Source organism: Klebsiella sp. 141240, from assembly GCF_050600805.1.
GTDB classification, from domain to species: Bacteria; Pseudomonadota; Gammaproteobacteria; order Enterobacterales; family Enterobacteriaceae; genus Klebsiella; species Klebsiella aerogenes.
This window is the reverse complement of sequence record NZ_JAQIRK010000001.1, coordinates 17,236-42,462: the sequence shown is the minus strand read 5'-3', so window position 1 is coordinate 42,462 and position 25,227 is coordinate 17,236. Positions and strand designations below refer to the sequence as shown.

23 protein-coding genes are annotated in these 25,227 nt (G+C 59.7%); 13 read left to right on the top strand and 10 right to left on the bottom strand.

Going from position 1 to position 25,227, the window contains the following annotated elements:
• Positions 1–172: 172 nt before the first annotated feature.
• The 6 genes from flhA to hypA all read right to left on the bottom strand — a co-directional run bounded on the left by flhA (position 173) and on the right by hypA (position 5,997).
• Positions 173–2,245, bottom strand: coding sequence for a formate hydrogenlyase transcriptional activator FlhA (flhA, locus tag PGQ95_RS00215; protein WP_087858555.1), 2,073 nt, complete (start codon positions 2,243–2,245; stop codon positions 173–175).
• 138 nt (positions 2,246–2,383) lie between these two features.
• A complete protein-coding gene (gene hypE / locus PGQ95_RS00210; RefSeq protein WP_430916626.1) occupies positions 2,384–3,394 on the bottom strand; it encodes a hydrogenase expression/formation protein HypE in 1,011 nt (336 codons plus the stop codon).
• Positions 3,391–4,512: a hydrogenase formation protein HypD gene (hypD, locus tag PGQ95_RS00205; RefSeq protein WP_430916624.1), complete on the bottom strand. Its 1,122-nt coding sequence runs from the start codon at positions 4,510–4,512 to the stop codon at positions 3,391–3,393. Before hypD ends, hypE begins: the two co-directional genes overlap by 4 nt.
• On the bottom strand, positions 4,512–4,784 hold the full coding sequence (locus PGQ95_RS00200; RefSeq protein ID WP_032708973.1) for a HypC/HybG/HupF family hydrogenase formation chaperone: 273 nt from the start codon (positions 4,782–4,784) through the stop codon (positions 4,512–4,514). Before PGQ95_RS00200 ends, hypD begins: the two co-directional genes overlap by 1 nt.
• Positions 4,775–5,647, bottom strand: a complete 873-nt coding sequence (hypB, locus tag PGQ95_RS00195; RefSeq protein WP_087858552.1) for a hydrogenase nickel incorporation protein HypB — start codon at positions 5,645–5,647, stop codon at positions 4,775–4,777. The genes PGQ95_RS00200 and hypB overlap by 10 nt, the downstream gene beginning before the upstream one ends.
• A 5-nt stretch (positions 5,648–5,652) precedes the next feature.
• Positions 5,653–5,997, bottom strand: coding sequence for a hydrogenase maturation nickel metallochaperone HypA (gene hypA, locus PGQ95_RS00190; RefSeq protein ID WP_015370023.1), 345 nt, complete (start codon positions 5,995–5,997; stop codon positions 5,653–5,655).
• 212 nt (positions 5,998–6,209) lie between these two features.
• On the opposite strand from hypA, the gene hycA reads away from it, so the two are divergent.
• The 9 genes from hycA (at position 6,210) to hycI (ending at position 14,053) form a co-directional block, all read left to right on the top strand.
• Positions 6,210–6,659 (top strand): formate hydrogenlyase regulator HycA, encoded by a 450-nt coding sequence (hycA, locus tag PGQ95_RS00185; RefSeq protein ID WP_015370024.1) that lies wholly within the window; start codon positions 6,210–6,212, stop codon positions 6,657–6,659.
• Between the two features lie 82 nt (positions 6,660–6,741).
• A complete protein-coding gene (locus tag PGQ95_RS00180) occupies positions 6,742–7,350 on the top strand; it encodes a 4Fe-4S dicluster domain-containing protein (protein WP_015370025.1) in 609 nt (202 codons plus the stop codon).
• Entirely contained in the window at positions 7,347–9,173 is a 1,827-nt protein-coding gene (hycC, locus tag PGQ95_RS00175) for a formate hydrogenlyase subunit 3 (RefSeq protein WP_213317193.1), read from the top strand. Before PGQ95_RS00180 ends, hycC begins: the two co-directional genes overlap by 4 nt.
• 2 nt (positions 9,174–9,175) lie before the next feature.
• Positions 9,176–10,099, top strand: a complete 924-nt coding sequence (locus tag PGQ95_RS00170; protein WP_045395381.1) for a respiratory chain complex I subunit 1 family protein — start codon at positions 9,176–9,178, stop codon at positions 10,097–10,099.
• A 16-nt stretch (positions 10,100–10,115) separates the two neighbouring features.
• Positions 10,116–11,825: a formate hydrogenlyase subunit HycE gene (gene hycE, locus PGQ95_RS00165; RefSeq protein WP_015370028.1), complete on the top strand. Its 1,710-nt coding sequence runs from the start codon at positions 10,116–10,118 to the stop codon at positions 11,823–11,825.
• A gap of 9 nt (positions 11,826–11,834) precedes the next feature.
• The gene (locus PGQ95_RS00160) at positions 11,835–12,377 is read left to right on the top strand and encodes a formate hydrogenlyase complex iron-sulfur subunit (RefSeq protein WP_015370029.1); all 543 of its coding nucleotides are present in this window, start codon (positions 11,835–11,837) and stop codon (positions 12,375–12,377) included.
• On the top strand, positions 12,377–13,144 hold the full coding sequence (locus PGQ95_RS00155; RefSeq protein ID WP_087858548.1) for an NADH-quinone oxidoreductase subunit B family protein: 768 nt from the start codon (positions 12,377–12,379) through the stop codon (positions 13,142–13,144). The genes PGQ95_RS00160 and PGQ95_RS00155 overlap by 1 nt, the downstream gene beginning before the upstream one ends.
• Positions 13,141–13,551, top strand: a complete 411-nt coding sequence (locus PGQ95_RS00150; RefSeq protein WP_015370031.1) for a formate hydrogenlyase maturation HycH family protein — start codon at positions 13,141–13,143, stop codon at positions 13,549–13,551. Before PGQ95_RS00155 ends, PGQ95_RS00150 begins: the two co-directional genes overlap by 4 nt.
• On the top strand, positions 13,544–14,053 hold the full coding sequence (hycI, locus tag PGQ95_RS00145) for a hydrogenase maturation peptidase HycI (RefSeq protein WP_308958580.1): 510 nt from the start codon (positions 13,544–13,546) through the stop codon (positions 14,051–14,053). The genes PGQ95_RS00150 and hycI overlap by 8 nt, the downstream gene beginning before the upstream one ends.
• A 104-nt stretch (positions 14,054–14,157) precedes the next feature.
• Here hycI and PGQ95_RS00140 read toward each other — a convergent pair whose 3' ends face one another.
• The gene (locus tag PGQ95_RS00140; protein WP_430916621.1) at positions 14,158–15,582 is read right to left on the bottom strand and encodes a 6-phospho-beta-glucosidase; all 1,425 of its coding nucleotides are present in this window, start codon (positions 15,580–15,582) and stop codon (positions 14,158–14,160) included.
• Between the two features lie 26 nt (positions 15,583–15,608).
• A complete protein-coding gene (gene ascF / locus PGQ95_RS00135) occupies positions 15,609–17,045 on the bottom strand; it encodes a PTS cellobiose/arbutin/salicin transporter subunit IIBC (RefSeq protein ID WP_430916619.1) in 1,437 nt (478 codons plus the stop codon).
• A gap of 267 nt (positions 17,046–17,312) precedes the next feature.
• On the opposite strand from ascF, the gene PGQ95_RS00130 reads away from it, so the two are divergent.
• The 4 genes from PGQ95_RS00130 to PGQ95_RS00115 all read left to right on the top strand — a co-directional run bounded on the left by PGQ95_RS00130 (position 17,313) and on the right by PGQ95_RS00115 (position 22,240).
• Complete coding sequence (locus PGQ95_RS00130) at positions 17,313–18,326, top strand: LacI family DNA-binding transcriptional regulator (RefSeq protein ID WP_308958577.1); 1,014 nt, start codon at positions 17,313–17,315, stop codon at positions 18,324–18,326.
• Positions 18,327–18,460: 134 nt separating this feature from the next.
• Positions 18,461–18,988, top strand: a complete 528-nt coding sequence (gene hydN, locus PGQ95_RS00125; RefSeq protein WP_015370036.1) for an electron transport protein HydN — start codon at positions 18,461–18,463, stop codon at positions 18,986–18,988.
• Between the two features lie 8 nt (positions 18,989–18,996).
• Positions 18,997–21,225 (top strand): carbamoyltransferase HypF, encoded by a 2,229-nt coding sequence (gene hypF, locus PGQ95_RS00120; protein ID WP_308958576.1) that lies wholly within the window; start codon positions 18,997–18,999, stop codon positions 21,223–21,225.
• 1 nt (position 21,226) lies between these two features.
• Positions 21,227–22,240 carry a HoxN/HupN/NixA family nickel/cobalt transporter gene (locus PGQ95_RS00115; RefSeq protein ID WP_047044127.1) on the top strand — a complete coding sequence of 338 codons (1,014 nt, stop codon included), beginning with the start codon at positions 21,227–21,229 and terminating at the stop codon, positions 22,238–22,240.
• A 309-nt stretch (positions 22,241–22,549) separates the two neighbouring features.
• On the opposite strand, the gene norW is transcribed toward PGQ95_RS00115, so the two are convergent.
• On the bottom strand, positions 22,550–23,683 hold the full coding sequence (gene norW, locus PGQ95_RS00110; protein ID WP_271032899.1) for an NADH:flavorubredoxin reductase NorW: 1,134 nt from the start codon (positions 23,681–23,683) through the stop codon (positions 22,550–22,552).
• Positions 23,680–25,128 (bottom strand): anaerobic nitric oxide reductase flavorubredoxin, encoded by a 1,449-nt coding sequence (gene norV, locus PGQ95_RS00105; RefSeq protein ID WP_047064118.1) that lies wholly within the window; start codon positions 25,126–25,128, stop codon positions 23,680–23,682. The genes norW and norV overlap by 4 nt, the downstream gene beginning before the upstream one ends.
• Between the last annotated feature and the right edge of the window lie 99 nt (positions 25,129–25,227).

Here is a 25,227-nt window from a genome sequence, read left to right as displayed (position 1 = left end):
TGCGAAGGGGATTAAATCAGGGGCGGTCCGCTATTCGATGGGTCGCCGCGTTATTTTGTCGGATGGCGCGATGCTTATCCGACCTACGATCCTGTGCGATTTGGTAGCCCGGAGAAGGCGCAATGCGCCGCCTCCGGGAAAATCCCTACGCCATGAGAGACATATCGTCGGGCTAGACTAACCGATCCTTATTAATGCCTAAACGTTTCATGCGCGACAGCAGCGTCGTGCGCTTGAGCCCCAGGCGCTGGGCGGCGCCTTTTGGCCCGGCCACCACGCCGTTGCTCTCTTTCAGTACCCGGACGATGAGCTGATATTCATCTTCGCCTTCCTCCGGCAGCACTTCCGGCGCTAGCGTCTCCTGTTCAATATGCATTTCCGGCAGCGACAGTTGCAGTACGTTACCGCGGGTTAACAACACCGCGCGCTCGACGACGTTTTCCAGCTCGCGCACGTTGCCCGGCCAATCCATGCGCGAAAGCGTGCGCAGTGTCTCCGCCGGAATACTGTCGATGTTGCGCCCCAGACGGCGGGCGATTTTGAAGGTGAACGCTTTCACCAGCAGCGGAATATCGTCCGGCCGTTCGCGCAGCGGCGGCAGGTGGATCGGGAACACATTGAGCCGATAGTAAAGATCGCTGCGGAATTCACGATCGATAACCATCTGTTTGAGATCGCGGTTGGTGGCGGCGATCAACCGTACATCGGTCTGAATCAGTTTATTACTGCCCAGGCGTTCGAATTCCTGCTCCTGGAGAACGCGCAGCAGCTTCGGCTGCAGCTCCAGCGGCATATCGCCGACTTCATCGAGGAACAGCGAGCTTTTGTCCGCCAGTTCGAAACGGCCGATGCGCTGGGCGCTGGCGCCGGTAAAAGCGCCGCGCTCGTGGCCGAACAGATCGCTTTCCAGCAGGCCAGCGGGCATCGCCGCGCAGTTCATTTTCACCATCCGTCGGCCATTGCGTCCACTCAGGTTATGAATAGCGCGAGCGATCAGTTCCTTACCGGTGCCGGTTTCACCGAGGATCAGCACCGTACTGTCGCTCTGCGCTACCATTTCCACCTGCTTGAGCACGCTGTGCATCGCTTCGCTGCGACCAATGATTTCGCCGAACTCGCTTTCGACATTATTGAGCTGTTCGGTGAGCGCCAGGTTTTCATCTACCAGCCGTTCTTTCAGCCGCTGGATCTCGCGATAGGCGAGGGCGTTATCGATAGCTATCGATACGCGTTCGGCGATTTGCCGCAGCAGTTTAAGGTTGGTAGTGGTAAACACTTGCTCATCGCACTGCGCCAGCTTCAGCACCCCGAGCAGCGTATTGCCGGACATGAGCGGTAACAGGCACAGGGTCTGGATCTGGTTATCCCACATCTCGAAGAGCATTTTCTCATACGGCGCCAACGAGTCGTGCTCATGCAGATTGAGTAACAGCATCTCTTTGCTCTTAAACACCCGCTCGGTTAGCGTGCCGGCTTCATCGACTTCGCTTTGGTCGTGGACCGGATGGCTGGCGTCGAGATAGTGGGTGGAGTAAATGTTGAGCTTGCCTTTGCGGTTGCTGCGCAGCACCACGCTGATCGCGTCGATGCGGAAATAGCGGTGGATCTCTTTTGCCACCTCGCTGACCAGTTCGTCAATATCGAGGCGCGACAGGACGGCGTTGGTGATGGCCACCAGGATGCGGAAATTATCGCGCTCGTGGCACAGCAGATCGTAATCGACGTTGTTGCTGACCCGGTTTTGGATCTGCTCGGTCACGACGGCGACAATCTGCGCGAAAGTATGCAGGCGCTGGTACTCTTTTTCGCTCCATGGCCGGTTGTCGTCGCGGATGAACTCACAACCGCCGAAGATGCGGCCTTCCGCCGCCAGCGGCAGCAGGCAGTAGTAGCCGAATTCCGGGTAAATGCCGCTGGCGGCCAGCTGCGGCCAGGTTTCGGCGAAGGTCGCGTTGTCGCAATGTAGCGCGTCGGGGCGCGACAGCAGGCGGCGTACCGGGCCATGTGCCAGTACGGTTTCATCTTCGTAGCTTGCCGGCTGTCCGGCGTCGTCGCAGGCGTACCTGGCGGCGCGATGGTTGCCGTGGTTCCACAAGATAATCGCCGCCCGGTCGGCAAGCGAGGATTGCTGCACCAGACGGGTTAGCGTTTCGCTCAGCGCGGCCAGATCGGGCTGCTGTAATAAAATACGGGTGATATCAAACAGACCCTGCTGCCCGAGATCGCCCATTGGTGTATACGACATTGCTTAAGTCCAAAAAGCGCCGCAGCGCGGCGCAGAATAAAGAGATGAATCAAATAATAGTCTGTTAATAAAACAATTGTTGCCGTCGTTGAGGTCGACCTGATAAGGCGACCTCCGCCCTCCGGGCCGGTTCAGTGGTTAGCAAATTCTCGGTAGCGGCTCGGCGTGGGGAAGATCGAGCGTCCGTTTAACGCCATATAACCCTACGGAGCGCACGCCGGCGCGCTCGACAACGTCGCCAATTATCGCGGCATTCTGTCCGAGCGGGTGAGACCGTAAATGCTCAAGTACGCGCGGCGCGGCTTCTCTGGCGACGGCAATCACCAGTTTACCTTCGTTGGCGAAATTCAGCGCGTCCAGGCCCAGCAGTTCGCAGACGCCTCGCACCGTATCGTTGACCGGCAGCTTCGCTTCATGCAGTTCGATACCGCAGCCGCTGGTAGCGGCGAACTCGTGCGCCACCGCGTTGACGCCGCCGCGAGTGGCGTCGCGTAGCGCTTTGATGCCCGGAATCTCGCGCAGGGTTTGGATAAGCGGCGTCAGCACCGCGCAGTCGCTGGATAACGCGCCGTCCAGCCCCAACTGTTCGCGCAGGTTAAGAATGGTGGCGCCGTGATCGCCTAACGTGCCGCTGACCAGCAGCACATCGCCGGCGCTAATCTGCTGCGCTCCCCAGTGAATATCGCCGGGGATGGCGCCAATACCGGCGGTATTGATGAATAATTTATCCGCTGCGCCGCGCGGCACCACTTTGGTATCGCCGGTCACAATGGCAATCCCGGCTTGCTGCGCGGTAGTTGCCATGCTGCGCACCACCGCTTCCAGCGTCGCCATCTCCAGCCCCTCTTCGAGGATAAACCCGCAGGAGAGATAGCGCGGCAGGGCGCCGCTGACCGCCACGTCGTTGGCGGTGCCGCAGATCGCCAGCTTGCCGATATCGCCGCCGGGGAAAAATAACGGATCAATGACGTAGCTGTCCGTTGAGAAGGCCAGCCGATCGCCCTGGGCGGCAAGCCCGGCGAGATCTAAACGCGCCTGATCTTCCTGTTCGGCCAGCCAGGGATTGGCGAAGGCCTGCATAAACAGCTCGCCAATGAGTTGCTGCATCGCCTGACCGCCGCTACCGTGAGCTAACTGAATGCTTTTCATGCTTTATTTTCCTGACTGCGATATTGATACCAGGCGGCGCAGGCGCCCTCTGAGGAGACCATCAGCGCGCCAAAGGCGCTCTGCGGGTTGCAGACGCGGCCAAACAGCGGGCACTGGTGTGGTTTACAACGCCCGGTCAGCACTTCACCGCAGCGGGCGCGCGGGTCGTCGCAAACGCGCTGCGGCGCCGGGCGGAAATGGGCCTCGGCGTCAAAGCGTTGATAATCTGGCGTCAGGCAAACGCCGGAATCGTTGATCGTCCCCAGCCCGCGCCATTCGCTATCGCCGCTCAGGCAAAAGACCTCGGCGATTGCCGCCTGCGCCAGCGCGTTACCGGCATCCGGCACCACGCGACGGTACTGATTCTCTACCCGACTGCGCTGCGCTATTTTCTGCTCAACTAGCATGATCACGCCTTGCAGTAGATCAACTGGTTCAAATCCAGCAACGACTAATGGCCGATGATAGTCGCTGGCGATGAAACCGTAGGCGTCGGTGCCAATCACCATACTGACGTGGCCGGGGGCGAGAAACGCATCGATACCGTTGTCCGGCTGGTCCAGCAGGCTGCGCAGCGTCGGCAGTAAGGTGATGTGCTGACAGAAAAAGTAGAAGTTGCCGACGTTGCGCTCGCGGGCCTGACGCAGCGTCAGCGCGGTGGCGGGCATGGTGGTTTCGAAACCAAGACCGAAAAACACCACCTCGCGCTGCGGATTCTGCTGCGCCAGCCGCAGGGCGTCCATCGGCGAGTAAACGATTCGCACATCGGCGCCGCGACTCTTCGCCTGCAGCAGCGACCCGTTTTTTCCCGGCACGCGCATCGCATCGCCAAAGGTGCAGAAAATCACATCCGGACGGCTGGCTATCTCGATACACGCATCAATGCGGCCCATCGGCAGGACGCACACCGGGCAGCCGGGGCCGTGAATAAATTCAATATTACTCGGTAATAGCTGGTCGAGGCCGAATTTAAAGATGGCGTGGGTATGACCGCCGCAGACCTCCATCATCCGCAGCGGGCGGGTTTCACTATAGTCCAGCAGCCGGGCGCGTTGCTGCAGATGTTCGACCAGCTGCAGCACCTGCTCCGGCGCGCGGTATTCATCAACAAAACGCATTATCGCTCCTCGCCGTACAGCAGCGCGCCGACGTCCGGTTCCACCTCGAACATGTTTTGCAGCGCCTCGAGGGTATCGCGCGCTTCGGCTTCGTTAATCACGCTCATGGCGAACCCGACGTGTACCAGCACCCACTGACCGATGCGCGGCTGGCCCTGTTCGTCGTCGGCGCCGACCAACGTCAGATCGACTTCGCGCTGAATGCCGCACACTTCAACCTTCGCCATCACGCCGTCAATCGTGCGAATTTGCCCCGGAATGCCTATGCACATCGCTGCGTCTCCAGCCAGTTGAGCCACTGCTCCATGCCTTCGCCGCTGGTGGCGGAGAGCAAAATAATCTCGATATGCGGATTCACTTCCCGCGCACAGGCGAGGCATTTCTCAACGTCAAAGTTGAGGTACGGCAGCAGGTCGACTTTGTTGAGCAGCATCAGGCTCGCGGCGGCAAACATATGCGGATACTTCAGCGGTTTATCTTCCCCCTCGGTAACCGACAGCACCGCCACTTTATGACGTTCGCCAAGGTCGAAGCTGGCCGGGCAGACCAGGTTGCCGACGTTTTCGATAAACAGAATACCGTTATCGCCAGCCGGCAGACGCGCAGAGGCGTCGGCAATCATTTGCGCATCGAGATGGCAGCCCTTGCCGGTATTGACCTGAATCGCCGGCGTGCCGGTGGCGCGGATACGCGCGGCATCGTTGACCGTCTGCTGATCGCCTTCAATGACCGCGCAGTCGACGATGCCTTTCAGGCGCGTCAGGGTTTCGGTGAGCAGGGTGGTTTTACCGGAGCCGGGGCTGGAGACCAGATTCAGTACCAGTTGATTGTTCGCCGCGAAACGCGCGCGGTTGCGCGCCGCCAGGCGGTTGTTTTTATCCAGCACGTCGATTTCGATTTCCAGCATCCGCCGCTGGCTTTGCCCCGGCGCATGGGTACCCGCTTCGCCGTGGCCGTAGTGCAGATCGCCTTGCGCGCTCCGGGTCGGGGTGAAGTTATCGGTTTTTACGCCGGTGATGGTCATGGTCTGACGCGGGGCGGGAGCGAAGGGGGCGCTGCGAAACGCCGAATGCGGGTTATGTTCATCGCCTTCGATATAAAGGTTGCCTTCTCCGCATCCGCAAGTCGTACACATAATTTTTACTCCAATTCTAAACGCTGAATCTGTAAGCCATCATCCGCCACGATCTGCAACTGGTCGTTATCGCAGTGCGGGCAGCGGCGGACATGCTGAGAGACAAGATGCACATACTGCTGACAGCGTTCACACCAGCATTCAGCCTGTTGCTCGGCAATGTGCAGCGCGCAGCCTTCCGCCAGCGTGCCGCGGCACACCAGTTCAAAACAGAAGGTGAGGGCGCTGGCCTCCACGCAGGAAAACGCGCCGACCTTCAGCCACACGCCGGTGACCCGGCGCGCGCCGTTTTGCCGCGCCTGTTGCTCAATGATTTCCAGCGCCCGCTGGCTTAGCGTGATTTCGTGCATGTTGGCCTCCGTTAATACTATGGCGGCTATATGCAATAACGATGCCAGGAGACCATAAACGGTGGGGGAACTGTCGATGACGACGACGGATGGCTGTCATCGACATGTCGCGATGGCGCCAGTATTTTTAATAATTCCTTTAAATTCATATAAATAAATTTTGGCATGGAAAATGCTTAACCGGTGCATCTCATGTAACGGGAGGATCCGGGATGACAATTTGGGAATTAAGTGAAAAGGCGGACTACATCGCCGATCGTCACCGCCAGCATCAGGAGCAATGGCACACATACTGCAACTCGCTGGTTCAGGGCATCACCCTGTCGAAAGCGCGTCTGCATCACGCGATGAGCTGCGCGCCGGACAAAGAGCTGTGCTTCGTGCTGTTCGGCCACTTTCAGGTATATGTCGCGCTGGCGGAAGGCTTTAACAGCCACACCATTGAATATTACGTAGAAAGCAAAAATGGCGATGACAAACGGCTGATCGCCCAAGCGACGCTGGATGCGGAAGGGGTGATTGACGGGCGCATCAGTAACCGTTCCCGCGAAGCGGTGCTGGAACACTACCTGGCGATCATCGCCACCGTCTATGACCGTCTGTATGAGGCCATGGAGCGCGACCAGCCGGTGGATTTAAGCCATCTGGCGCAGGTCCATTAATTATGAAGTGTCGACAAGTGTCGAAACCGACACCTGCGCGGCCTGATTTCGTCAAAAGTGACTTTCACCCGAGGATGACCCGGTGAACCGTTTTGTAATTGCTGATTCCAGCGTCTGTATTGGCTGCCGCACCTGCGAAGCCGCCTGTTCCGAGACGCACCGCCAGTATGGCCTGCAAAGTATGCCGCGCCTGCAGGTCATGCGTAATGAAAAAGAGTCTGCGCCGCAGATGTGCCACCACTGCGAAGACGCGCCTTGCGCCGCGGTGTGCCCGGTCAACGCCATTACTCGCGTTGACGGCGCGGTACAGCTGAATGAAAGCCTGTGCGTGAGCTGCAAACTGTGCGGCATCGCCTGCCCGTTCGGCGCGATTGAATTCTCCGGCAGCCGTCCGTTGGATATTCCCGCCAACGCTAACACGCCGATGGCGCCCGCCGCGCCGCCGGCTCCGGCTCGCGTCAGCTCGCTGCTCGACTGGGTGCCTGGCGTTCGCGCTATCGCCGTGAAATGCGACCTCTGCCACTTTGATGAGCAGGGCCCGGCCTGCGTGCGCACCTGCCCGACCAAAGCCTTAGTGCTGGTGGATATTCGCGATATTGCTAAGTCCAGCAAGCGTAAGCGCGAACTGACCTTTAATACCGACCTCGGCGATTTGTCGCTGTTTCAGGCGCAACAAGGGGGCGTGAAATGAGCGTGGTTGCATTAGTGAATCAGGCGGTTGCCTGGTATGCCGCCAGCGCGGTGCTGGCGTTTTTATTTAGTTTGCGTAAACCGCTGAGCGGCGCGATTGCCGGGATCGGCGGCGCGGTCGCCAGCGCGATGTTAATCGTCGCCGGCTTCTCGGCGCTGATCGCGCCGGAGCGGATCAACGGCGGCATGCTGCAGTATCTGCATCTGGCGATGCGGGTGGGCGGGATTAACGCTCTGTGGCTGTTGGCTATCGGCCTGTCGGCGCTGCCGATTTCGCTGTTTAACATTTCCTGGCATCGTCATCCGCAGGTCAAATCCAACGGCCTGCTAGTTAACCTGCTGCTGGCTGCCGCCACCTGCGCGGTGGTGGTGACTAACTTCGGCAGCCTGGTGGTGATGGCGGAAATCATGGCGCTGTGCGCCGCGTTCCTTACCGGCTGCGCGCAGTCCGGCAAACTGTGGTTTGCGCTGGGGCGTCTCGGTACCCTGCTGCTGGCGTGGACCTGCTGGCTGGTGTGGTCGTTCTACGGCACTCTCGATCTGGCGGCGATTAGCCAGTTGGCCGCCGGCGCGCCGCAGAACATGGCGCTGTGGCTGCCGGGTCTGCTCGGTTTTGCCCTGCTCGCCGGGGTAATCCCGCTGCACGGCTGGGCGCCACAGGCGCATGCGGGCGCCAGCGCCCCGGCCGCCGCGCTGTTTTCTACGGTGGTGATGAAGGTCGGTCTGTACGGCATCCTGACCGTGTCGCTGGCCGGTAGCGTGCCACCGCTGTGGTGGGGCGTGCTGCTGCTGGTGTTGGGGATGATTACCGCCTTTATCGGCGGGCTGTACGCGCTGATGGAACATAACATCCAGCGCCTGCTGGCTTACCACACCCTGGAAAACATCGGCATTATTCTGCTTGGCCTCGGCGCGTTCGTCACCGGTATTGCTACCGGCAATAATGCGCTGATGGTGCTGGGCTTTATCGGCGGCATGTACCATCTGATCAACCACAGCCTGTTCAAAACCACGCTGTTCCTTGGCGCGGGGGCGGTGTGGTTCCGTACCGGCCATCGCGATATCGAGAAGCTGGGCGGCATCGGTAAAAAAATGCCGCTGATTTCACTCGCCATGCTGGTGGGGCTGATGGCGATGGCCGCGCTGCCGCCGCTGAACGGCTTTGCCGGCGAATGGGTTATCTATCAATCCTTCTTCAAGCTGAGCACCGGCGAGGTGTTTATCGGCCGTCTGCTGGGGCCGCTGCTGGCGGTTGGCCTGGCGATTACCGGGGCGCTGGCGGTGATGTGTATGGCCAAAGTCTACGGCGTCACCTTCCTCGGCGCGCCGCGCAGTAAAGAGGCGGAAAACGCCACCTGCGCGCCCTGGCTGATGACCTTAAGCGTGGTGCTGGCCGCCGCGTGCTGCGTCATCGGCGGCGTGGCGGCGCCGTGGCTGTTGCCGCTGGTCGGCCACGTCATTCCGGTTCCAGCGCAGGCCACTAGCGTCGTATCGCAGCCGCTGATCGCCATTCTGCTGATTGCCTGTCCGCTGCTGCCGTTCCTGCTGATGATCTTCTTCAAAGGCGACCGCCTGCCGGCGCGCTCGCGCGGCGCGGCGTGGGTCTGCGGCTACGACCATGAACAAGCAATGGTGGTCACCGCCCACGGCTTCGCCATGCCGGTGAAAGAAGCCTTTGCGCCGCTGCTGAAGCTGCGTCACTGGTTGAATCCGGTACGGCTGGTGCCCGGCTGGCAGAACGCCTCCGCGCCCGCCTTGCTGCGTGGCGTGGCGCTGATCGAACTGGCGGTACTGGTGGTGATTGTGATTTCGCGAGGAGCCTGAGAGTGAACCTATTCGTTGCATTAATACAGGCGCTGGTACTTTTTGCCGTCGCGCCGCTGCTGTCCGGCCTGACCCGCGTTGCCCGCGCGCGCCTGCATAACCGCCGCGGGCCGGGGGTACTGCAGGAGTATCGGGATATCCTGAAACTGCTGGGTCGCCAGAGCGTGGGCCCGGACGCTTCCGGCTGGGTATTCCGCCTGACGCCGTTTGTGATGGTTGGCGTGATGCTGACCATCGCCGCCGCGCTGCCGGTGGTGACCGTAGATTCACCGCTGCCGGGGCTGGGCGACCTGATTACGCTTATCTACCTGTTCGCCATCGCCCGTTTCTTCTTCGCCATTTCCGGCCTGGATACCGGCAGTCCGTTCACCGCCATCGGCAGCAGCCGTGAAGCGATGCTCGGCGTGCTGGTCGAACCGATCCTGCTGCTTGGGCTGTGGGTCGCGGCGCAGGTAGCCGGTTCCACCCATATTAGCGCGATTACCGACACCATTTACCACTGGCCCGCCGCGCGCAGCATCCCGCTGATCCTGGCGCTGTGCGCCTGCGCCTTCGCCACCTTTATCGAAATGGGCAAACTGCCGTTCGATTTAGCCGAGGCCGAACAGGAGCTGCAGGAAGGACCGCTTTCCGAGTACAGCGGTAGCGGTTTCGCGGTGCTGAAGTGGGGCATCAGCCTGAAACAGCTAGTGGTACTGCAGATGTTCGTCGGCGTATTTATCCCGTGGGGACAGATGACCAGTTTTAGCGCTCCAGGCCTGCTGCTGGCGCTGGTGGTCGCCATCGTCAAGCTGGTGGCGGGAGTGCTGATTATCGCGCTGTTCGAAAACAGCATGGCGCGTCTGCGCTTCTGTGCCACTTCCCGCGTCACCTGGGCCGGGTTTGGTTTCGCCTTTTTAGCTTTCGTCTCCTTGCTGGTGGCGTGATTAAGAGAATTTGAGCATGTCTGAAGAAAAAATCGGTCAACACTATCTTGCGGCGCTGCACCAGGCCTTCCCTGGCGTGGTGCTGGACGAAGCCTGGCAGACCAAAGATCAGCTAACCGTCACCGTGAAGGTTAACTACCTGCCGGAAGTGGTCGAGTTCCTGTACTACAAGCAGGGCGGCTGGCTGTCGGTACTGTTCGGCAACGACGAACGTAAGCTGAACGGCCACTATGCGGTTTACTATGTGCTGTCGATGGAGCAGGGCACGAAGTGCTGGATCACCGTGCGCGTGGAAGTCGACGCTAATAAACCGGAATATCCGTCGGTGACCCCGCGCGTGCCGGCGGCGGTATGGGGCGAGCGCGAAGTGCGCGATATGTACGGTCTGGTGCCGGTGGGCTTGCCGGACGAGCGCCGCCTGGTGCTGCCGGACGACTGGCCGGATGAACTCTATCCGCTGCGTAAGGACAGCATGGACTACCGCCAGCGCCCGGCGCCGACCACCGACGCGGAGACCTACGAGTTCATTAACGAGCTCGGCAGTAAGAAAAACAACGTGGTGCCGATTGGCCCGCTGCACGTCACCTCCGATGAGCCAGGCCATTTCCGTCTGTTTGTCGACGGCGAGAACATTATCGACGCCGATTACCGCCTGTTCTATGTCCATCGCGGCATGGAAAAGCTGGCGGAAACCCGCATGGGCTACAACGAAGTAACGTTCCTGTCGGACCGGGTATGCGGCATCTGCGGCTTCGCCCACAGTACCGCCTATACCACCTCGGTGGAAAACGCGATGGGCATCGTGGTGCCGGAGCGCGCGCAGATGATCCGCGCCATTCTGCTGGAAGTGGAACGCCTGCACTCGCACCTGCTGAACCTTGGTCTGGCATGCCACTTCACCGGCTTTGACTCCGGCTTTATGCAGTTCTTCCGCGTGCGCGAAACCTCAATGAAGATGGCGGAGATCCTCACCGGCGCGCGTAAAACCTACGGTATGAACCTGATCGGCGGGATTCGCCGCGATCTGCTGAAAGAGGACATGATCCAGACCCGCCAGCTGGCGCAGCAGATGCGCCGCGATGTGCAGGAGCTGGTGGATATGTTGCTCAGCACGCCGAACATGGAACAGCGCACCGTCGGTATTGGCCGTCTGGATCCAGAAATCGCCCGCGACTTCAGTAACGTCGGCCCGATGGTCCGCGCCAGCGGCCACGCCCGCGATACTCGCGCCGATCACCCGTTCGTTGGTTACGGTCTGCTGCCGATGGAAGTTCACAGCGAGCAGGGCTGCGACGTGATTTCCCGCCTCAAGGTGCGTATCAACGAAGTTTATACCGCGCTGAATATGATTGATTTCGGTCTCGACAATCTGCCCGGCGGCCCGCTGATGGTGGATGGCTTCACCTATATTCCGCACCGCTTCGCGCTGGGCTTCTCGGAAGCGCCGCGCGGCGACGATATCCACTGGAGCATGACCGGCGACAACCAAAAACTGTACCGCTGGCGCTGCCGTGCGGCGACCTACGCCAACTGGCCGACCCTGCGCTATATGCTGCGCGGCAACACCGTCTCCGACGCGCCGCTGATTATTGGCAGCCTCGACCCTTGCTACTCCTGTACCGACCGCATGACGGTGGTCGATGTGCGTAAGAAAAAGAGCAAAGTGGTGCCGTACAAAGAGCTGGAGCGCTACAGCATCGAGCGTAAAAACTCGCCGCTGAAATAAGGAATCGCCATGTTTACCTTTATCAAAAAAGTCATCAAGACCGGCACCGCGACCCACTCCTATCCGCTGGAGCCGATGCCGGTGGATAAAAACTTCCGCGGCAAACCGGAACACAATCCGCAGCAGTGCATTGGCTGCGCGGCCTGCGTGAATGCCTGTCCGTCTAACGCCCTGACGGTAGAGACCGATCTGGCGACTAACCAGTTGGCGTGGCAGTTCAACCTCGGGCGCTGCATTTTCTGCGGCCGCTGTGAAGAAGTTTGCCCGACGGCGGCGATTAAGCTGTCGCAGGAGTATGAGCTGGCGGTGTGGAAAAAAGAGGATTTCCTCCAGCAATCGCGCTTTGCCATCTGCCACTGTCGGGTCTGCGAACGGCCTTTCGCGGTACAAAAAGAGATCGACTACGCTATCGCGCTGCTTAAGCACAACGGCGATACCCGCGCCGAATTGCACCGCGAAAGCTTTGAGACCTGCCCGGAATGCAAGCGTCAGAAATGCCTGGTGCCATCCGATCGTATTGAACTGACTCGCCACATGAGGGAGGCCAGCTGATGAGCAATTTATTAGGCCCGCGCGATGAAAACGGCATTCCGCTGCCGATGACGGTGGAGGAATCCATCGCCAGCATGAAGGCCTCGCTGCTGAAAAAAATCAAACGTTCCGCCTACGTTTATCGCGTCGACTGCGGCGGCTGTAACGGCTGTGAAATCGAGATTTTCGCCACCCTTTCGCCGCTTTTCGATGCCGAACGCTTCGGAATTAAAGTAGTGCCGTCGCCGCGCCATGCCGATATTCTGCTGTTCACCGGCGCGGTGACCCGCGCGATGCGTTCGCCGGCGCTGCGCGCCTGGCAATCGGCGCCGGATCCGAAAATCTGCATCTCTTACGGCGCCTGCGGCAACAGCGGCGGTATCTTCCACGATCTGTACTGCGTATGGGGCGGCACCGACAAAATCGTGCCGGTCGACGTCTATATTCCGGGTTGTCCGCCGACGCCTGCCGCCACGCTGTACGGTTTTGCGATGGCGCTTGGTCTGCTGGAGCAAAAAATCCACGCTCGCCTGCCGGGCGAGCTTGACGAACAGCCAACCGAATTGCTGCATCCCAACATGGTGCAGCCGCTGCGGGTGCGTATCGATCGCGAAGCGCGCCGTCTGGCTGGCTATCGCTATGGTCGCCAGATTGCCGACGACTATATGCGTCTACTGGGGCAGGGCGATAACCAGGTACTGCGCTGGCTGGAGGCGGAGAAAGATCCGCGTCTGACCGAGATCGTCACGCACCTGAATCAGGTGGTCGAGGGGGCGCGTATCCGATGAGCGAGACGGTGGTGTTCAGTCAGCTGAGCCGTAAATTTATTGATGAGAACGACGCGACGCCGGATCAGGCGCAGCAGGTGGTCTATTACAGCCTGGCGATTGGCCACCACCTCGGCGTCATTGACTGCCTGGAAGCGGCGTTAAGCTGCCCGTGGGAGGACTATCTGGCGTGGATTGGCACGCTGGAGGCGGGCAGCGCCGCGCGGCGTAAAATGGAAGGCGTGCCGAAGTATGGCGAGATCGTTATCGACAGCAATCACGTGGCGATGCTGGCTAATGCCTTTGATAAAGCGCAGTCCGCGCAGACCCCGCAGCAGCAGGCGTGGAGTAAAACCCTGCTCAGCATGCTGCACGATATTCACCAGGAAAGCGCCATCTATCTGATGGTGAGGAGACTACGTGACTGACGTTTTACTGTGTGTCGGCAACAGCATGATGGGCGATGACGGCGCAGGCCCGCTGCTGGCGGAAATGTGCGCGGCCAATCCGGTCGGCGGCTGGGTGGTGATTGACGGCGGCAGCGCGCCGGAAAACGATATCGTCGCCATCCGCGAACTGCGCCCGACGCGGCTGCTGATCGTCGATGCAACCGATATGGGGCTCAACCCTGGCGAAATTCGCATTGTCGACCCGGACGATATCGCCGACATGTTTATGATGACCACCCACAATATGCCGCTTAACTATCTTATCGATCAGTTAAAAGAGGATATTGGCGAGGTGATTTTTGTGGGCATTCAGCCCGATATAGTCGGTTTCTATTACCCGATGACTCAGCCTGTTAAGGATGCCGTCGCGACGGTATACGCGCGGCTTGATGGCTGGCAGGGGCAGGGCGGTTTTGCCGCGCTGGAAGCGGCCGAGGAGCAGGCGTTCCCTGGCCTTCCGGGAACGTCTCAGCGATTTTGAGGACACCAATACCGGTAGTTTCAGCCAGCGTGGTGAATAAAATAACGGCAGGCCGTACGGACCGTAGGCCGGGTAAGGCGTAAGCCGCCACCCGGCAATACCGACTACTCCAGATCCGCCCCGTTGCTGGCGATGACCTTCTTATACCACCAGAACGATTTCTTGCGCTTGCGCGCAAGCGTGCCGTTTCCGGCATCGTCGCGATCGACATACACGAAACCGTAGCGCTTGCTCATCTCGCCGGTGGAGGCGGAGACCAAATCGATACAGCCCCAGCTGGTATAGCCGATGACCGGAATGCCGTCATCGATGGCGTCGCGCATCGCCTTGATATGCTCGCGCAGATAGCTAATGCGGTAGTCGTCGTTGATTTCGCCGTTGGCGTCAATTTCATCGCGCGCGCCGAGCCCGTTTTCCACGAGGAATAGCGGTTTCTGATAGCGGTCATACATCATGTTCATGGTGATGCGCAGGCCGAGCGGATCGATGCCCCAGCCCCATTCGCTGGCCGCAATGTACGGATTCTTCAGCGACTTGACGATATTGGCGGCGTTGGTATTGCTGGCGTTCATCTCCGCTGACGCGCAGCGCGAGGCGTAATAGCTAAAGGAGACAAAATCAACGGTGTTTTTGAGGATTTCGTCGTCGCCCGGCTGTTTGCCAATAGTGACGCCTTTCTCGCGGAATACCCGCGCGGCCCACACCGGATACGCGCCGCGTGCCTGCACATCGATAAAGAACAGGTTTTCACGATCTTTTTCCAGCGCCATCCAGACATCTTCCGGCTTACAGGAATACGGGTAGAAATTACCGCCCGCCAGCATGCAGCCGACCTGGTTTTGCGGGTTAACCTGATGGGCGATTTTTGTCGCCAGCGCGCTGGCCACCAGCTCGTGATGCGCGGCCTGATATTTCACCTGCTCCTGATTTTCTCCCTCCTCAAACACCAGACCGGCGCCGGAGTAGGGACTATGCAGCATAATGTTGATTTCATTGAAGGTGAGCCAGTATTTCACCAGTCCGTCAAACGCTTCAAAACAGGTGCGCGCATAGTGGCTGAAGAAATCGACCATCTTCCGGTTACGCCAGGAGCCATATTCCGTCACCAGATGCATCGGGACATCAAAGTGGCACAGGGTGACCAGCGGTTCGATCCCGTACTTTCTGCACTCTTCAAACATCGCACGATAGAAGGCGATACCTTCCGGGTTTGGCTGTTGTTCATCACCGCGCGGGAACAGTCGGCTCCAGGCGATAGAGGTGCGGAAGACGCTAAATCCCATCTCCGCCATCAGGGCGATATCCTCTTTATAGCGATGGTAAAAATCAATCGCCACGTGGCTTGGGTAGAATTCATCTTCGCGAAGCGAAAAGCGCTTCTCCTGGCCCAATTTCACCGCCAGGCGATGAGCGCCGTGCGGAATAGTATCAACGGTTGTCAGCCCTTTGCCGCCCTCAAGATAAGCGCCTTCAGACTGGTTAGCGGCCAGAGCGCCGCCCCATAAAAATCCGTGTGGAAAACTCGACATGCGTTACCTCGCGTTCAAAAAAGTGTTCAGGCGTGAGTGGCCGCGCCCTGGCGCTGTCTGGCGTCGGCGGCGGCATTTTCTACCGGGATATCTTCAAAACCGAGCAGCAGCGTCAGCGCAAAGGAGAGCACCACCGACAGCGCCATCACGCCAAAGACCCAAACGATAGTCATCGGATTGGCCGGATCGAAAAACTGGACGCTGGTGAACAGCCCCGGCGCCGCCATCGAATGGCTGGCCAGCCCGGCGATCCCCGCCACCGCCCCGCAAATAAAGCCGCTGATTAAGCTGGCGACCAGCGGGCGTTTCAGACGTACCGCCACGCCGTACAGCGCCGGTTCGGAAATCCCGGCCAGAATCGCCGATGCCGCCGCCGCTAATGCGGTCTGGCGCAGCTCCGGGTTTTTGGTTTTCCACGCCACCGCCAGCGACGAGCCGCCCAGCGACAGGTTGGCGCCGATTTCCGATGGCATCACCATGCCCTCTTTGCCGGTTTCGGCGATGGTCTGAATGATGGTTGGCGTAAAGACGCGGTGCATCCCGGTCATCACCAGCAGCGGCCAGAGTCCGCCCATGATCGCCACCGACAGCCAGCCGAGATAGCTATGGATCGTGTACACCAGCGCGGAGATCGCGCTGCCGATCCAGATGCCGAGCGGGCCAATCAGCAGGATCGCCAGCGGCGCGGCAATCAGCACGATCAGCATCGGTTTAAGGAAGTTTTTCGTCACCGCTGGGGTGATGCGATCGACCCAGCGTTCGATATAAGAGAGACACCAGGTCATCACCAGCGCCGGGATCACTGTGTAGGTGTATTTCACCGCGGTAACCGGAATGAAGGCGAACTCAACGTGTTCTCCCTGCGCGGCTTTGGCCATTAATTCGATGAATCCCGGATGCACCAGCACCCCGGCGATAGCGATAGCCAGCGACATATTGGTTTTGAATTTTACCGCCGCGGAAGCGGCAACCATCAGCGGCAGGAAGAAGAACGCGCCGTCGCCGATAAGCGTCAGAATGGTCAGCGTCGGAGAGCCTTTTGGCAACGCGCCGCTCATCTCCAGGATCATCGCCAGCAGTTTGACCATCGATCCGCCGATAATCGCCGGGATCAGCGGCGACATGGTGCCGATCAGCGCATCAAGGATCCCGGCGCCGATGCGTTTTAAGGTCAGCGGCGGTTTCCCCTGCGGCTCCGCCGGGCGCAACTCGCCGGGCAGCAGATTCAGCACCTCGCGATACGCCTGCGAGACGGTATTGCCGATGATCACCTGACATTGGTTATCGCTACGCACGACGCCAAGTACCCCTTGCAGCGCTTTCAGCGCCGTGGCGTCCACGCGTTGGTTATCTTTCACCACGAAGCGCAGGCGGGTCATGCAGTGGGTCACGGCAACGACATTATCTGCGCCGCCGAGCGCCGTCAGGATCTGGTTCGCCAGGGCTGCATAATTTTTAGACATCGGATTTTATCCTGTTTTATCAATAGGGTACTGATTACACGCCAGCGCCTGACGGCGGCTATGCGCGGTATATGCATAGGAAACCGGTTCCACAAAATCATGATGAGTTTCATTGAGTCATACAAGAATTAAAAAAATCACTTTGCAAATTTGTGATTTTGATCGCTTTGTAGGCAGCGGCTGGAAAGCATCCCGGTGATGTCGGCTGCTGAAAAACGGCGAGACGTGCAGTACACTGCAGGCAACTTAAGTTACAGGAAGAACCCCATGGCAACGATGCTGGAGGTTGCGAAGCGCGCGGGAGTATCAAAGGCGACCGTGTCGCGGGTGCTGTCGGGCAACGGCTATGTCAGCCAGGAAACCAAAGACCGGGTGTTTCAGGCAATTGCCGAAAGCGGTTATCGGCCGAATCTGCTGGCGCGTAATCTGGCGACCAAAAAAAGCCAGACTATCGGACTGGTGGTAACCAACACCCTTTATCACGGCGTTTATTTCAGCGAGCTGCTGTTTCACGTGGCGCGGCTGACGGAAGATCAGGGGCGGCAACTGATCCTTGCCGATGGCAAACACAGCGCGCAAGAGGAGCGTGAGGCGATTCAGTATCTGCTCGATATGCGCTGTGATGCGATCATCATCTATCCGCGCTTTCTTAGCGTCGATGAGATGGATGAGATCATCGACAATCATGAGCAGCCGATCGTGGTGCTGAACCGTCGCCTGCGCCGCCACGCCAGCCACTGCGTATGGTCCGATCACAAAGCCTCGGCGCGGATGGCGGTTGAAAAGTTAATTGCCAGCGGGCATCGTGACATTGCGTTTATCACCGGTTCGCTGGATTCGCCTACCGGGGTTGAGCGTCTCTCTGGTTATAAAGACGCGCTGGCAGGCCTGGGGCTTCCCGTGCGGCAAGAACTGATCGTCGAAGGGCGCTGGACGCCACAAACCGGAGCTGCCGCTGTCGAAGCGCTCTGCCAACGCGGCGTCAGTTTCAGCGCGCTGGTCGCCAGTAATGACGACATGGCGATCGGCGCGATTAAGCAACTGTACCAGCAGGGGATCGCGGTGCCGCAGCAGGTATCGGTGATCGGTTTCGATGACATCGCGCTGGCGCCGTATATGATCCCTTCGCTCTCCAGCGTTAAAATTCCGGTCACCGAAATGATGAAAGAGAGCATCAACAGGCTGATCTTTATGCTCGATGGCGGGGAATTTAAATATCAGCAAACTTTCCCCGGCGAGCTGATTGAACGCGAGTCGTTGGCGCGCGGCCCGCATGTCTGATGTCGTCAGCTGTCATCGTCAGTTGTGACGATGACAGCTGCTGTTAATTTAATTTCCTTAAATTTCAATGAAATAAAAGTTGGAACGTATTATGCATAATCCGGCGCGTTAACTTCTTTCCGCTGGAGAAATGGATGAACCGTTTCATTATCGCCGATGCGAGCAAATGCATCGGCTGCCGCACCTGTGAAGTGGCCTGCGTGGTCTCTCATCAGGAAAATCAGGATTGCGCCGCGCTGACGCCGCAGTCGTTCCTGCCGCGTATTCACGTGATCAAAGGTGTCAATGTGTCGACGGCGACGGCCTGTCGTCAATGTGAAGACGCGCCATGCGCCAACGTCTGCCCGAACGGCGCCATCAGCCGCGATAAAGGCTTTGTCCACGTGATGCAGGAGCGCTGCATCGGCTGTAAAACCTGCGTCGTGGCCTGCCCGTATGGGGCGATGGAAGTGGTGGTGCGCCCGGTCGTTCGCCACAGCGGCGCCGGGTTGAACGTCATGGCGGAAAAAGCCGAAGCCAACAAGTGCGACCTGTGCCACCAGCGCGATAGCGGTCCGGCCTGCATTGAAGCCTGCCCGACGCACGCGCTGGTTTGCGTCGACCGCAACAAGCTTGAGCAGATGAACCTCGAAAAACGTCGCCGTACGGCGCTGGCCTGGTAATACGCCGCATGAACGGGGTGCAAATCCGCATTCGCGGCAAAGTGCAGGGGGTGGGTTTCCGCCCCTTTGTCTGGCAACTGGCTCGGCAAATGGCGCGCGGCGGCGATGTCTGTAACGACGGCGACGGCGTGCTGGTCAGACTGACCGGCGACGACGGTGGTTTTACTGCCGCGTTGGCCCGTCACTGCCCGCCGCTGGCGCGTATTGACAGCACCGACTGCACCCCGTTTCACTGGCATAAGCTTCCTCAGGATTTCACCATTCGCCACAGCGGCGGCGGCAGTATGCGCACGCAGATTGTTCCCGATGCCGCAACCTGCCCGGCGTGCCTGGCGGAGATGAACGATCCGCAAGAACGCCGTTACCGTTACCCCTTTATCAACTGTACCCACTGCGGGCCGCGTTTCACCATTATTCGCGCCATGCCATACGATCGTCCCTTTACGGCGATGGCGCCGTTCCCACTTTGTCCGCGCTGCGCTGCCGAGTACCGGGAGCCTGCCGATCGCCGTTTTCACGCCCAGCCGGTGGCCTGTGCCGATTGCGGCCCACAGCTGGAGTGGCGGGCGGGAACGCTAACGCTATTCGCTGAAGCGGCGCTGCAGGCGGCCATCGCGCGGCTGGCTGCGGGCGATATTGTGGCGATAAAAGGGATTGGCGGTTTTCATCTGGCCTGCGATGCCGGTAATAGCGTGGCGGTGGCAGCGCTGCGCGCGCGAAAACGGCGCCCGGCAAAACCGCTGGCGGTAATGCTGCCGACGGCCACGGGATTACCCGCCGCGGCGGCAACGCTGCTGCGCTCGCCCGCCGCGCCGATTGTATTGCTGGCTAAAGCGCAGGTTCCCGGCCTGTGTGACGAGATTGCGCCAGGGCTTGCGGAAGTTGGGGTGATGCTGCCGTCTAATCCGCTGCAGCATTTACTTCTGCAGGCGCTGGCGCGCCCGATAGTGATGACCTCCGGCAACTTCAGCGGCCGCCCTCCGGCATTGAGTAATCGCGAAGCGCTCACCGACTTAGCCGATATCGCCGACGGTTTTCTGCTACATAATCGCGATATCGTGCAGCGTATGGACGATTCGCTGGTGCGCTCAAGCGGTGAGATGCTGCGCCGAGCCCGTGGCTATGTGCCGGATGCGCTGCCGCTGCCGTCGGGCCTGGATAATATTCCGCCGTTGCTGGCGCTGGGGGCGGATATGAAAAATACCTTCTGTCTGGCGCGCGGCGACGAGGCGGTGCTGAGCCAGCATTTTGGCGATCTCGGCGAGGAGGGCGTCGAGCAACAGTGGCGCAGTGCGCTGCAGTTAATGCAGAGCATTTATGCATTTGCGCCGCAGCGGGTGGCGGTTGACGCCCATCCCGGCTATCGCTCGACACAGTGGGCGGCGTCAATGTCGTTACCGGTCGAGCCGGTACTGCATCACCATGCCCACGCGGCGGCTTGCCTGGCAGAACACCGCTGGCCGCTCGACGGCGGCGATGTGATTGCCCTGACCCTTGATGGCATTGGCATGGGGGAAAACGGCGCGCTGTGGGGCGGCGAATGCCTGCGGGTGAACTACCGCGAATGCGAACATCTTGGCGGCCTCCCGGCCGTGGCTTTGCCGGGCGGCGATCTGGCGGCGCGCCAGCCGTGGCGAAATTTGTTGGCCCAGTGCCTGGCATTTATTCCCGACTGGCAGTCATACCCGCAAACCGCCGCGCTGGGGCAGCGAAACTGGCCGCTGTTGGCGCAGGCCATCGAACGCGGCATTAATTCGCCGCGCGCCTCTTCCTGCGGACGGCTGTTTGATGCCGTCGCCTGCGCGCTGGATTGCGCGCCGGAGAGCCTGAGCTACGAAGGCGAGGCGGCCTGTCGGCTGGAGGCGCTGGCCGCCAGCTGTCCGGGCGTCAGCCATCCGGTCACGCTGCCCTGGCGCGGCGGCGAGCTGGATTTAGCCACCTTCTGGCGACAGTGGTTGCGCTGGCAGGCGACGCCCGCGCAGAAAGCCTGGGCCTTTCATGATGCGCTGGCCTGCGGGCTGGCGGCGCTGGCGCGCGACCGCGCCGCTTCCCGCGGGATAGCGACGATCGTTTGTAGCGGCGGCGTACTGCATAATCAGCTGCTCGCCGCCCGCCTCAGCAATTACCTCTCTGATTTTACTTTGCTTTTGCCGCAGCAGCTTCCCGCTGGCGATGGCGCGATCGCCTACGGTCAGGCGGTGGTGGCCGCCGCCCGCTGGCAGTCTCAAAGGATTTAAGATGATAACGATGATTTTACGCCAACAGCCGCGTGCGGCGGCGCTGGTATTGGGACTTATCGCCGCGAACGCCCTGGCCTGGCTATGGGCGTTTCAGGCGTTTGGCGATAGCGGGGCATTGATGGCCGCCAGTCTGCTGGCCTGGGGTTACGGTCTGCGCCATGCGGTCGACGCCGACCATATTGCGGCGATTGATAGCGTCACCCGCAAGATGATGCAGCAGGGGCGGCGGCCGTTTGGCGTCGGGGCGTGGTTTTCGCTAGGGCATTCGTCGATCGTGGTGCTGGCGTCGGCGGCGATTGCCGCGACGGCCACCGCCTTCAGCCAGCAGATGAGCTGGCTACACGATACCGGCAGCGTGATTGGCACCGCGGTATCGGCGCTGTTCCTGCTGGCGATGGCGCTGGTCAATCTGGTGATTTTGCGCAGCGTGTGGCGCAGCTTCCAGGCGTGGAAGCGCGGTGAAAAGGTCAGCGACGAAATCGTTAGCGGCGGCGGTATGATGAGCTGGCTGTTTGGCAAGACCTTCCGGCTGATAAGCCGCAGCTGGCAGATGTATCTGGTGGGCTTTTTGTTCGGTCTTGGCTTTGATACCGCCACCGAAATCGGCGTGCTGGGTATTTCCGCCGCCGGCGCGTCGAGCGGCATTTCGATTTGGTCGATTATGGTCTTCCCGGCGCTGTTCGCCAGCGGTATGGCGCTGGTGGATACGCTTGATAATGTGCTGATGGTCGGCGCCTACGGCTGGGCGTTCAGCAAGCCGCAGCGCAAGCTCTATTACAATATGACCATCACCGGTACCTCGGTGGTGGTGGCGCTGTTTATCGGCGGCCTGGAGGCGCTGGGGCTGTTAATGGATAAGTTCGCCCTAAGCGGCGGGGTGTGGCGCTGGGTAGGGGCGTTAAACGATAACCTCGGCGATGCCGGGTTTGTGGTGGTGGGGCTGTTCGTCGTTTGTTGGGCGCTGTCGGTGCTAAATTATCGCTGGCGCGGTTACGATAATCTGGCGCGCTAGGCTGGTTATTTTCCCGGCTTGCGCTGCGCTTAGCCGGGAAAACCATCACCTCACCAGAACTGTAGATACTGTTATCGGTTGGCAACTTTTTTAAGGGGTTTTCCCGGACGCGGCGCGTTGCGCCTTCTCCGGGCTACCAAATCGCAAAGCGCTGTAGCCCCGGTAAGCGGCAGCGCCACCGGGGGATTTTGAGATCGCCAGCACCAGTAGTGTCAGCCAGCATGGTGAATAAATTAAAGGCAGGCCGCACGGACCGTAGGCCGGGTAAGCGTAGCGCCACCCGGCGAAACAGAGTTTCCTGGACGGTAATCACCTCACCAGTTGCTTGAGTAGCACAAAAGCTTCCTTCATTTTGTCTTCACTCACCACAAAGGCCCGCAGCTGATTTTCGGCATCCAGGCCTTTCGCCACCAGCCCCTCTTTGGTGGCCACGATATTCCACGTCAGATCGTCGCGGCGGGTGTCGCCGGCCAGATGCAGCGGCAGATCCGGTGTTTTCACTTTCACCAGCATTGGCGGCAATGTGAGCTCGCCCGCTTGCGCCAGCAGGTTTTTACTCAGGCACATGGCGCTGAGTAAAATCGGCTGCAGGAACGGCAGTACCGTACCGTTGATTTCCGCACAGTCGCCGAGCGCATAAATCGCCGGGTCGCTGGTTTGCAGTTGGTTATTGACCACCACGCCGCGGTTAATCTGCAATCCGGCATGGCGCGCCAGCGACGTTTCCGGGCGCAGGCCGGCAGCGGCCACCACCGCATCGACGGTTATCGCGCGCTGGCGATCGAGGCTGACGCGAATGCCGTCGGCGGTTTGCTCTAACCTCTCAAGCTGCGTTTTGAGCATCAGATGTACGCCCATCTCGGTAAGCCGATGCTGTAGGCGGCTGCTGGCTTCCGGCGGCATCAGCGCCGCCAGCACGCTGGCTGAGTTATCGACTACCGTTACTGCTTTACCGGCGCGACAGAAATCCATCGCCAGTTCGCAGCCAATCAGGCCGCCGCCGACGATCAGCACGCGCTTCGCGTCGTGCAGCTGGCTCTGCGCCGCGCCATATTCGCGCTGGCTGTTCAGCGTCAGCATCAGCTCGCGTCCCGGCACCGGCGGGATAAACGGCGTCGCGCCGGTGGCCAGCACCAGTTTGTCGTAGCGCCACTGGTTATCCTGGCTCTTCACTAACCGGTTTTCGGCGTCGATATCGCTTACCCAGGTATGGGGAAACAGACGCAGATTGTACTGCTCTGCGAACTCGCCGGCGCTTTGCAGGGTCAGATCGTCGGCCTTCTGCCCGCGGCTGATGACATGGCTGAGGTCCGGTTTGTTGTACTCATCCATGCTATCGGCGGCGATTAACGTCAGCGGGATTTGCGTATCCTGCTTACGGATATTTTTCACCAGCTGGCGGGCCGCGAAGCCCGAGCCGATGATGACGATGCCATCACTCATTTTGCCTCCGTCGCCAGTACGTCAAAGACATCTTTGCCAAGAGAACACTCAGGGCAGAGGAAATTGTCCGGCACTTCACTCCACGGCGTACCCGGCTGTACATCCTGGTTAGGTTCGCCTTTCGCCGGGTCATAGACCCACTGGCACACGCTGCACTGCATCATGGGACCGAGATCGGCGGCCGCGGCGGCGGCGCAGACGCAATCCTGTGGTTCCGGCGTTGTCGCTGCTTCAGCAACCGGCAGCGGCGAGAGGGCCCACTGGCGGGCGATGTCGCGTCCGTGTTGGCGGCACAATTCCAGCGCGTCGATATCCGGGCGCCATTTGGCTTTCAGGCTCAGCGACATCTCAAAGCCGGCATCCTGCAGGCGGGTGGACAGGCGGTCTACCGCGCCGCCGCTCCAGCCGTGCGAGCCAAAGGCGCTGGCGCGTTTATTGCGAAAACGCAGCCCGGTCATCTCTTCCACCAGCCCGGCGATTTTCGGCATCATCACGTTGTTCATGGTGGAGGTGCCCACCAGCACGCCTTTCGAGCGGAAAACATTGGTGAGAATGTCGTTTTTGTCGCTGCGGGCGACGTTGAAGATTTTTACCGCTACCCGCGGGTCGACTTCAGTGATCCCCTGAGCGATGGCGTCCGCCATCATGCGGGTGTTATTGGACATGGTGTCGTAGAAAATCGTGATGCGATCTTCCTGGTAATCCGCCGCCCACTCGAGGTATTTCTCGACGATTTGCGTCGGGTTATCGCGCCAGACCACGCCGTGGGAGGTGGCAATCATATCCACCGGCAGGTTGAAGCCGAGGATTTCGGTAATTTTCGGCGTCACCAGGCGGCTGAAGGGCGTCAGGATGTTGGCGTAGTAGCGCTGGCACTGTTCGTACAGTTCAATCTGGTCCACTTCATCGTTGAACAGGTGTTCGTCGCAGTAGTGCTGGCCGAAAGCGTCGTTGCTGAACAGCACCGCGTCGCCGGTCAGGTAGGTCATCATGCTGTCAGGCCAATGCAGCATCGGCGTTTCCACGAAGATCAGCTGTTTACCATTACCGATATCGAGAGTATCGCCGGTTTTCACCACGTGGAAGTTCCACTCCGGATGATGATGGTGGCCGTTGATCGAGTCGATGGCGTTGGCGGTGCAGTAAATCGGCGTATCCGGGATCTGCATCATCAGTTCGGTCAGCGCGCCGGCATGGTCCTCTTCGGCGTGGTTAATGACGATATAGTCGAGGTCAGCCAGATCGATTTCGCTGCGCAGGTTCTGCACGAACTCGCGGCTGAATTTATGATCGACGGTATCGATCAGCACGTTTTTCTCCTCGCGAATGAGATAGCTGTTGTAGCTGCTGCCGCGCAGCGTTTTATATTCGGTGCCGTGGAAATCACGCACTTCCCAATCGCGTTGGCCAACCCAAAGAATGTTATTTTTAACCGCAATAGACATAGCAACCTCAATCAATACAGTGTGTTTAAACTCAGTTGATTGGCTTATATCAAGTTGCGTGCCAACTTTTTAATTCATTGATAATTATCTATTTTTAAT

What these genes read in the sequence shown, in the direction of transcription:
- ascF (WP_430916619.1), bottom strand. Translation starts at nt 17,045, where the DNA reads ATGTCTAAAAATTATGCAGCCCTGGCGAACCAGATCCTGACGGCGCTC.
- norW (WP_271032899.1), bottom strand. Translation starts at nt 23,683, where the DNA reads ATGAGTGATGGCATCGTCATCATCGGCTCGGGCTTCGCGGCCCGCCAG.
- PGQ95_RS00155 (WP_087858548.1), top strand. Translation starts at nt 12,377, where the DNA reads ATGAGCAATTTATTAGGCCCGCGCGATGAAAACGGCATTCCGCTGCCG.
- PGQ95_RS00140 (WP_430916621.1), bottom strand. Translation starts at nt 15,582, where the DNA reads ATGTCGAGTTTTCCACACGGATTTTTATGGGGCGGCGCTCTGGCCGCT.
- hypB (WP_087858552.1), bottom strand. Translation starts at nt 5,647, where the DNA reads ATGTGTACGACTTGCGGATGCGGAGAAGGCAACCTTTATATCGAAGGC.
- hydN (WP_015370036.1), top strand. Translation starts at nt 18,461, where the DNA reads ATGAACCGTTTCATTATCGCCGATGCGAGCAAATGCATCGGCTGCCGC.
- hypD (WP_430916624.1), bottom strand. Translation starts at nt 4,512, where the DNA reads ATGCGTTTTGTTGATGAATACCGCGCGCCGGAGCAGGTGCTGCAGCTG.
- hypF (WP_308958576.1), top strand. Translation starts at nt 18,997, where the DNA reads ATGAACGGGGTGCAAATCCGCATTCGCGGCAAAGTGCAGGGGGTGGGT.
- hypE (WP_430916626.1), bottom strand. Translation starts at nt 3,394, where the DNA reads ATGAAAAGCATTCAGTTAGCTCACGGTAGCGGCGGTCAGGCGATGCAG.
- hypA (WP_015370023.1), bottom strand. Translation starts at nt 5,997, where the DNA reads ATGCACGAAATCACGCTAAGCCAGCGGGCGCTGGAAATCATTGAGCAA.
- flhA (WP_087858555.1), bottom strand. Translation starts at nt 2,245, where the DNA reads ATGTCGTATACACCAATGGGCGATCTCGGGCAGCAGGGTCTGTTTGAT.
- hycC (WP_213317193.1), top strand. Translation starts at nt 7,347, where the DNA reads ATGAGCGTGGTTGCATTAGTGAATCAGGCGGTTGCCTGGTATGCCGCC.
- PGQ95_RS00160 (WP_015370029.1), top strand. Translation starts at nt 11,835, where the DNA reads ATGTTTACCTTTATCAAAAAAGTCATCAAGACCGGCACCGCGACCCAC.
- norV (WP_047064118.1), bottom strand. Translation starts at nt 25,128, where the DNA reads ATGTCTATTGCGGTTAAAAATAACATTCTTTGGGTTGGCCAACGCGAT.
- hycE (WP_015370028.1), top strand. Translation starts at nt 10,116, where the DNA reads ATGTCTGAAGAAAAAATCGGTCAACACTATCTTGCGGCGCTGCACCAG.
- PGQ95_RS00115 (WP_047044127.1), top strand. Translation starts at nt 21,227, where the DNA reads ATGATAACGATGATTTTACGCCAACAGCCGCGTGCGGCGGCGCTGGTA.
- hycA (WP_015370024.1), top strand. Translation starts at nt 6,210, where the DNA reads ATGACAATTTGGGAATTAAGTGAAAAGGCGGACTACATCGCCGATCGT.
- PGQ95_RS00150 (WP_015370031.1), top strand. Translation starts at nt 13,141, where the DNA reads ATGAGCGAGACGGTGGTGTTCAGTCAGCTGAGCCGTAAATTTATTGAT.
- PGQ95_RS00200 (WP_032708973.1), bottom strand. Translation starts at nt 4,784, where the DNA reads ATGTGCATAGGCATTCCGGGGCAAATTCGCACGATTGACGGCGTGATG.
- PGQ95_RS00130 (WP_308958577.1), top strand. Translation starts at nt 17,313, where the DNA reads ATGGCAACGATGCTGGAGGTTGCGAAGCGCGCGGGAGTATCAAAGGCG.